Consider the following 5,018-nt stretch of genomic DNA (forward strand, 5'->3'; position numbering starts at 1 on the left):
AATGCCCTGCAGGGTTTCCTCAACAATGGTGTTTGATTCTGCGAGTTTATCTTGCGCCTGCCGTGAGAGTTTACGAATAAACTTTCCGAAAAATACAGCGAATGCCACCAGGAATGGTAAAATAGCAAGTAGGGCAAGGGTTAATTTTATGGATACCACTGCCAGCAAAATAACACTGCCCACCATGATCACCAACTGCCTGATGATTTCGGCTATGGTAGTTGTTAATGTATCCTGTATTTGAGAAAGATCGGCAGATATGCGGCTGTTTAATTCACCAACACGACGGTTGGCAAAAAAGTTCATAGGTAGAGTGATGAGCTTAAAATAGGTATCGCGCCTGATATCAGCCAATGAACGCTCTGCCACCTGAACAAACCATACTACCCTGAAAAATGAAACAAATGCCTGGCCAAATAATAAGATAAACCCAAAAACTGCAATGCCATTTAGGCTATGCGGGAGGTATTGGCTTACAAATTTGCCCTGGGCCGCATCAATTAATGAACCTAATATTTTAGGGAAAGCAAGCCCAACCAAACTCGATATAAACAAAAATAACATTCCTGCTATAAACTTCCACCGGTAGGGTTTTATGTATGTGAGCAGCTTCCGTATGTTTTGGATGCTCTGCCTGTTTATTTTTGCTTTGGGTAATTCGGTCTCGGTCTTAGCGCCACTGTTCAGTCGTCCTCTTGCCATTTATAGTTTTATAGTTACGGGCGCTAAATTACACCTTAACTTTGTTTCTTTTGTAAAGGAGATATAAAATTGACGCAAGCATGAAGGCAATTACAATTATATAGATGGTATGTGAATTGCCCTTTTGTTCTGCGTTGGCTTTAAGTTCTGCATTTTGTTGTTTGAGCTTTCTTATAGTGGCTATAAAGTTCCGGTTAATAGTTTCTGCTTCCTGACTATGACTTTGGATCTGCCTTTGCTGAAAAGCTCGGTACTCCAATAAAATTTTTAGCTCCTTGTAAATATTGTCGTCTGTTTTTACAATGTCCATCAAAATACTGTTCGAGCGGCGGATATCGTCCTTAGTTTGAAGGCCGAAGATTCCGGTGTGCTGGCTTAAACTTTGACTATACTGTCCAAATTTTTGCTTACGCGAAGCCAGCATATTGTTGATTTTTTTACGCTGAAGCTGGTATGCAATAGAATCGGCGTTAAACTGCGATTGTGCAAAAAGATCGCCCACGGCAAAAAAACATAGCAAGCCAAGTAGTATTAGTTTTCTCATATGTTAATTTTACTGAAACTCGATGATCACCTTATCATTAAGGTTTAAACCTAATAAACCACTCGCGTTTCCTTTATTTATAGCAATTTCTAAATGGTCGCTGATGCCAAAAAGGCATAGTTTTTCGCCTACAGGAACTTCATTATAGTGCCAGCTAAGATGGTTAATAGTTTCGTTACGTTTAAAATTAAGTACAAAACGACGGCCCTGCTGTACACTGTTAAAAAACTCCTTGGTAATGTTGGTAATCACATTTTGAAACGAATCGATATAAATAACAACACCTTTTATCAGGTTTTTTTCGATAACAGGCTGCAGGTTCATTTTGTTTTCTATTTCATGTACCGGAAGGCCAATCTCGCTAAGCTTTCCGCCTTTTGCCAGGTGACAAGCTGCCTTTACAAAAATATCGGCGAGGGGAAAATGGAGAAATTTAAGGTCTTGCATAATGTTGATCTCTACAATCTCTTCCGGGTCGGTATCAAACATCAGGGAGRAAATTCCATTATCGGCACCTACAAAATAATGTTTTTTGTACCTTACGGCCAGGTACTTTGTATGATCGCTATAAACAGTATCGATGCCTATAAGGTGCACCGTGTCTTCGGGGAAGTAATAAAAGCTGTTCTTTAATATAAAGGCGGCCTGTTGCACATTAAAAGCCGCTACACTGTTGGTAATATCAACAATATTAACTGTAGGCAACAATTTATAGATACTTCCCTTTAAAGTAGCCTGGTAAATGTCCTTATCGCCCAAATCAGTAGTTAATGTTATTATTGCCATTAATTTTATAATATTTATTGCTAATCTTGTAATAGCATTTGAAGCTACAAATATTCAATTTTTAATTCATAAAAATCCTTAACTAAAAAATCAAATTAGTATTGAACGAACTTAAGCTATCAATTGAAAACGTAAATCCAGCCGTATTGTGGGGGCCAAATAATGATCATTTTGAGATCATTAAGAAACAATATCCCAAGCTTAAATTAGTTGCACGAGGCAACGAAATAAAAGTTTTGGGTGATGATCACGAACTAAATGTTTTCCAGGAAAAATTTTCTCATCTGCTGCAACATGTTGAAAAATTTGAGAACCTGAACATTACCGATCTTGAACGTATTTTAGGATCAAAAGTTAATATAGGGCCGTCAACTGACCAGGTAACCGATAAATTTGCCAGCGGCGAGGTTATAGTTTTTGGCCCGAATGGAGTAATGGTGAAAGCCCGTACTGCCAACCAGCGTAAAATGGTTGATAGCATTAATCAAAGCGATATTCTTTTTGCCATAGGGCCTGCAGGTACTGGTAAAACCTATACTGCAGTTGCATTAGCTGTACGTGCCCTCAAGAATAAAGAAATAAAGCGTATTATTTTAACCCGCCCGGCAGTTGAAGCAGGAGAGAACCTCGGCTTTTTACCCGGCGACTTAAAAGAAAAAATCGACCCGTATCTGAGGCCGTTATATGATGCCCTTGATGATATGATCCCGGCAGAAAAACTTAAGTTTTACCTGGAGAACCGTACCATTGAAATTGCACCATTGGCATTTATGCGCGGCCGTACCCTTGATAATTGCTTTGTGATATTGGATGAGGCACAAAATGCTACTGATATGCAGCTTAAGATGTTCCTGACACGTATGGGGCCATCTGCAAAGTTTATTGTTACAGGCGACGTTACGCAGATAGATTTGCCCAAAAAGCAACAATCCGGCCTGCATACAGCGCTGCGCATATTAACAGATATAAAAGGCATTGAAATAGTGTACCTAAGTGGCGAAGACGTAGTACGTCATAAGCTGGTACGTAAAATATTAGCCGCTTACGGGGATATACAATAGGTTGGTGAATAGTGAATGGTGAATAGTCGGAAAATTAATATCACCATTAACCGCTCACTACTCACCACTCACCACTCACTAATATGAATTCAATAAAAGAGACACATTTTAATTTCCCCGGGCAAACCGGTTATTATAAGGGTAAGGTACGGGATGTTTATACCATAGATAATAAGTATCTGGCCATGGTAGTATCTGATAGGATCTCGGCATTTGATGTTGTACTGCCCGAGGCTATTCCTTATAAAGGACAAGTGCTTAACCAGATAGCCGCCCGTTTTTTAAAGGCTACAAGTGATATTGTACCTAACTGGGTTATATCGGTTCCGGATCCAAGTGTTACGATAGGCCGTATTTGCGAGCCTTTTAAGGTAGAAATGGTAATTCGCGGATATTTAGCCGGCCATGCGGCACGGGAGTACAATGCCGGCAAGCGACAGGTTTGCGGTGAAACACTGCCTGAAGGTTTGAAGGAAAACGATATCCTTCCCGAGCCCATAATTACGCCAACTACCAAAGCTGCGGTGGGGCATGATGAAGATATTTCAAAAGAAGAGATCCTGGCACGTGGCATTGTATCTGCCGGTGATTATGCCCAATTGGAAAGTTATACCAAAGCGCTGTTTAAACGCGGTACCGAAATTGCTGCAAAACAAGGACTTATACTGGTTGATACCAAATATGAATTTGGAAAGGTTGATGGTGAAATTTATTTGATTGATGAGATTCACACCCCTGATTCTTCAAGGTATTTTTACAAGGAAGGTTATGAGGAGCGTCAGCAAAAAGGCGAATCACAAAAACAGCTTTCAAAGGAGTTTGTAAGAAAATGGCTTATAGAAAATGGTTTTCAAGGTAAGGATGGGCAGGTTGTTCCTGTTATGACAAAAGAAATTGTTGAATCAATATCTGAACGTTATATTGAGCTTTATGAGCAAATTACAGGAGAGGCATTTGTAAAATCGAATACCATGAATGTTTTGGATAGGGTAGAAAATGCTATAAAGCATGCGCTTAATAACATGTAATTTTTATTTCCAAATAAAATAATCTTATCTTAGCTTAATAATTTTCAATAAGAATGAAATTTGCTGTCGATAAACACGAGAAATACATTTTAGTGAAGCTCAATGAATCAAAATTGAATTCATTAGTAACACCTCAGTTAAAATCTGAGCTGATATTGATCAATACGGAAGGGCAAAGAAATATCATTCTTGATCTTTCTCAAGTTAAATTTGCCGATTCATCTGGCTTAAGCAGTCTGTTGGTTGGGCATCGTCTATGTAAAAATGCGTCTGGCGTATTTATTCTTGCGGGTTTAAATGATGCTGTTTCGCGTTTGATCACTATTTCTCAATTAGATAACGTACTAACCATAGTACCAACTTCTGAAGAAGGCGTCGATCTTATTTTCATGGAAGAAATTGAAAAAGAACTTAAAAAAGAATCAAGATAACCCAATGATTGTTTACCGGGTATGAAATTTGAGGTAACAATACTTGGAAGCAGTTCTGCCACCCCCATTTTTAACAGAAATCCTACAGCACAAGTGCTCAATATTAATGATCACTTGTATTTAATTGATTGCGGCGAAGGTACCCAGCAGCAAATGCTGCGCTTTGAAGTTAAAGCAAGCCGCATCGATTACATATTTATCAGCCACCTGCATGGTGATCATTACCTGGGCCTGGTAGGTTTGCTTTCGTCAATGCACCTTAACGGACGAAAAAAAACGCTATATCTTTTCGGCCCTCCGCATTTAATGGAGATCATTGACCTGCAATTAAAATATTCTGAAACTACGCTTCATTTTCCGTTGGCGTTTACCCAAACCAATGCGCAAAAAGCCGAAGTTATTGTGAATAATAATGATATCATCATAGAAACAATTCCGCTAAATCACCGGATTGACTGTACCGGTT

The 5,018-nt window shown here is 39.0% G+C and carries 7 protein-coding genes; 4 read left to right on the top strand and 3 right to left on the bottom strand.

The annotated features are described in order from the left end of the window. The 3 genes from AC1DPZ_RS21660 to AC1DPZ_RS21670 all read right to left on the bottom strand — a co-directional run. The coding region (locus AC1DPZ_RS21660; RefSeq protein ID WP_477407343.1) for an ABC transporter transmembrane domain-containing protein at positions 1 to 702 on the bottom strand (702 nt) is incomplete at its 3' end. A 28-nt stretch (positions 703 to 730) separates the two neighbouring features. Continuing rightward, the gene (locus AC1DPZ_RS21665) at positions 731 to 1,246 is read right to left on the bottom strand and encodes a hypothetical protein (protein ID WP_477407345.1); all 516 of its coding nucleotides are present in this window, start codon (positions 1,244 to 1,246) and stop codon (positions 731 to 733) included. Positions 1,247 to 1,255: 9 nt separating this feature from the next. Further along, complete coding sequence (locus AC1DPZ_RS21670) at positions 1,256 to 2,032, bottom strand: SAM hydrolase/SAM-dependent halogenase family protein (protein WP_477407347.1); 777 nt, start codon at positions 2,030 to 2,032, stop codon at positions 1,256 to 1,258. A gap of 101 nt (positions 2,033 to 2,133) precedes the next feature. Between AC1DPZ_RS21670 and AC1DPZ_RS21675 the strand changes: the two genes are divergently transcribed. From AC1DPZ_RS21675 to AC1DPZ_RS21690, 4 genes are all read left to right on the top strand, one after another. Continuing rightward, positions 2,134 to 3,093: a PhoH family protein gene (locus tag AC1DPZ_RS21675; RefSeq protein ID WP_477407349.1), complete on the top strand. Its 960-nt coding sequence runs from the start codon at positions 2,134 to 2,136 to the stop codon at positions 3,091 to 3,093. 83 nt (positions 3,094 to 3,176) lie between these two features. Beyond that, positions 3,177 to 4,121, top strand: a complete 945-nt coding sequence (locus tag AC1DPZ_RS21680; RefSeq protein WP_477407351.1) for a phosphoribosylaminoimidazolesuccinocarboxamide synthase — start codon at positions 3,177 to 3,179, stop codon at positions 4,119 to 4,121. 53 nt (positions 4,122 to 4,174) lie between these two features. Next, the gene (locus tag AC1DPZ_RS21685; protein WP_477407353.1) at positions 4,175 to 4,552 is read left to right on the top strand and encodes an STAS domain-containing protein; all 378 of its coding nucleotides are present in this window, start codon (positions 4,175 to 4,177) and stop codon (positions 4,550 to 4,552) included. 21 nt (positions 4,553 to 4,573) lie between these two features. Then, positions 4,574 to 5,018, top strand: a 445-nt coding sequence (locus tag AC1DPZ_RS21690) for an MBL fold metallo-hydrolase (RefSeq protein ID WP_477407355.1), incomplete at its 3' end; no start/stop codon positions are given.

Source organism: Mucilaginibacter sp. P4_G9 (assembly GCF_056400985.1).